The sequence below is a fragment of the uncultured Pseudoalteromonas sp. genome (assembly GCF_963922945.1).
GTDB lineage: Bacteria > Pseudomonadota > Gammaproteobacteria > Enterobacterales > Alteromonadaceae > Pseudoalteromonas.
In genome coordinates this window covers 1-3044 of record NZ_CAWUKC010000158.1, presented here as the reverse complement: position 1 = coordinate 3044, position 3044 = coordinate 1, and the positions used below count along the sequence as shown (strand labels likewise).

Annotated in this window: 3 protein-coding genes; 1 reads left to right on the top strand and 2 read right to left on the bottom strand. The window is 39.8% G+C overall.

All coding sequences use genetic code 11. The annotated features are described in order from the left end of the window. A partial coding sequence (locus tag AABI99_RS17865) for an ankyrin repeat domain-containing protein (protein ID WP_338367469.1) occupies positions 1-242 on the bottom strand: 242 nt, incomplete at its 3' end. 66 nt (positions 243-308) lie between these two features. Further along, complete coding sequence (locus AABI99_RS17860) at positions 309-1847, bottom strand: catalase (RefSeq protein WP_338367468.1); 1539 nt, start codon at positions 1845-1847, stop codon at positions 309-311. A gap of 373 nt (positions 1848-2220) precedes the next feature. Between AABI99_RS17860 and AABI99_RS17855 the strand changes: the two genes are divergently transcribed. Further along, entirely contained in the window at positions 2221-2892 is a 672-nt protein-coding gene (locus tag AABI99_RS17855) for an HAD family hydrolase (protein WP_338367467.1), read from the top strand. Positions 2893-3044 lie beyond the last annotated feature (152 nt).

The following is a 3044-nucleotide window of genomic DNA, read 5'->3' as shown; positions in this document are numbered from 1 at the left end:
TGGTAGGTGGCAATCATTAGCGCGGTGTAACCTTTGTTGTTGTAACTATTAATAGGAATGCCAGCATCAACAAATTGCGTTATTACGGCGGTGTCGTCGGTGCGTGCGGCTGCAAAGTAATAAGCAAGTAAGCTGTCGTATTGCGACTGGGCGGTGCTTTGTTCATTTACAGGGCTTTGTGGCTCATTGGCAAAGCCTGAAAAGCTCATCACTAAAGTAAATATAATAAGTAATTTACGCATACTGTTTACCTTTTTAAAAAGAGGAAAGCTAGGCTTTCCTCAATAACTTACAGGTTGGATAAAATATTAAAGCTTAGCGGCTAGTTGCTTAACTTGTTTCATGTCGCCGTTTACAGCGTTAGTTAAGCGTGTACCGTATTCGCTATCTGCTTTGTAGAAGTGGCTAAGCATTTTGTGCATAACTTTGCTGTCTTTCACTTTGCCTAAATCGCCGGCTAAGTTGTTAACTAAGTTAGTGCGCTCTTGCTTGCTAAAGCTGCGGTAAAGTACACCCGCTTGCGCAAAGTTTTGCTGCTTTTTAATAGCTGCTTGTTGTACGTAGCCTTTTAGCTCTGTGTTACTTCTGCGTGCAATTGGGTTTTCTGCAACGTTTTCGTGACTTGGTTGGTAGTTCACGTTACTTGTTGTATTACCGTAGTTCATTGCGCCGTCTTGGTTGTAGTTAACCACTTCAACTTTTGCACGGTTAATTGGCAATTGTTGGTGGTTAGCACCTAAGCGGTACATTTGCGTATCGGCGTAAGAGAAAACACGCCCTTGTAATAGTCTGTCTTCAGATGGCTCAATACCCGGAATAACATTTGCCGGTGCCATTGCAACTTGTTCTGTAGATTGGAAGAAGTTAGTTGGCATACGGTTTAGGGTCATGGTGCCTACTTTAGTTTCTTTCACGTCTAACCACATTTTTGTTGCATCTAATGGGTTGTAGTCAAAGTCATCTAACTGCGACGGATCAAGGGTTTTAATGTATAGATCCCATTTAGGGAAGTTGCCTTTACCAATTTCGCTGTATAGGTCACGTGTTAAGTGTTGGAAGTCTTGGCTCTGTACTTTAGCTACTTCTTTTGAGTCAAGGTTATCAATACCTTGTTGGCTTACCCAGTGAAACTTGACGTATTTAACATCGCCAGATTTATTAATCATTTTGTAAGCATGTACGCCCCAGCCATCCATTTTACGTAGGCTTGCTGGTGTACCGTAGTCGCTGTATACCCATGTTAACATGTGAGTAGAACCTGGCTCGTATGAGAAAAAGTCAAAAAAGCGGTTAGGATCTTGAATGTTATCTACCGGAGATGGCTTTAACGAGTGAACCATATCTGGGAATTTAATCGCATCACGAATAAAGAATACCGGTAAGTTGTTACCTACTAAATCCCAGTTACCTTGGTCGGTGTAAAACTTAGTCGCAAAACCACGCGGGTCGCGCAGTGTTTCTGGGCTACCTTTTGAGTGAATTACTGATGAAAAACGTACAAATACGTCTGTTTCTTTACCGGCTTCTGCAAACGGTGCAGCAATTGTTAAGTCATCTAACTCTTTAGACGCTACAAACACACCGTGAGCACCTGTACCACGCGCATGCACTACACGCTCAGGAATACGTTCACGAGCAAAGCGTTGTAGTTTTTGAATTAGGTGTACGTCTTCAAGTAATACACTTCCGCGCTCGCCAGCAGTAATTGAATTTTGGTTATCGCCAACAGCTGCGCCGTTGTCTTTAGTAAGTGTAGTGGCGGCACTTGCAGGTAATGCCATTGCTAGCGCTAATGCACTTAGCGTTAACGTAGATTTATTATTAATCGTGTTTTTTTGAGTATTCATTGTCGACCTCATCTGTATAAAAGTGCCGGCAGTGTTGCTGGCTGTTTAACTGTGAATGAGTGTATTAACAAAAGTGAATTCGGTAAAATTGATTGTTTAGATTGGGGTAATCACAAAATTAGATTGTTATTTATGAGCTGCCTTCTATTTTCTAAATAGCGTTTTTGTAATGTTCGACCTTAGTCGTAATTGCAATTTTGAAATCAATGAAAATACAGACAATTTCATATTTAATGAATAAATATTCACCATCGTGGTGCGTTTTTCACTAACAAGATGTTGACTTATTATAACAATAAAGAGAATATGCTCACTTGCTGGGCTTATGCTCAAGTTAAGGCTGCACCAAACTAGGTGCATAAAAAGGGGCAATATGAATACTAAAATAGAATTAGTTATTTTTGATTGTGATGGCGTTGTTATAGATAGCGAAATATTGAGCGCGCAAGTGTTAATAAACATGCTTGCAGAGATTGGCGTTAATATTGACCGAGCCTATGTACAACAATATTTTTTAGGCTGTAACTTTAAAACAGTCACCCAAAACTTATTCGATACCTTTAACGTGACCTTAGCTGAGAGCTTTGAAGCCGATTACCGAGAAGCATTATTAAACGAGTTCGAAACTGCATTAATGCCAACTAACGGCATTAAACACGTGCTAGAGCAATTATCTGTACCTTGTTGTATTGCAACAAGCAGTAGTCCTAAACGCACTGCTAAAGCGCTTAATGTGGTTAATCTTGAGCAGTACTTTAATAAGGTATTTACCTCAAGTGAGGTAAAAAATGGTAAGCCCGCACCCGATTTATTTTTACATGCTGCAGAGCAAATGGGTGTTAACCCAACCAAATGTTTAGTGATTGAAGATTCAAAAGCCGGTGTGTGCGCTGCACTAGCCGCCAATATGCAAGTTTTGCATTACAGCGGGGGTGGGCATATGCAAGATGCAGTGAACTTTGTTCACCAAGCTTACCCAGAGGTCGCACATTTAACGCATTGGCATGATTTTTATAAGCAGTACCCAGCATTACAAACACAGTAATAGAATATTAACGTTGAGCTTTATTACACTGACAAAGCTTAAGGTAAAATGCATTAATTATTAGATAGTTATAGTAGTAGCATTATAAAAAGGCACGGCGATTTACTCATTATTAATTTAAATAAAAAAACACTTATTTAAATTAATAGTTA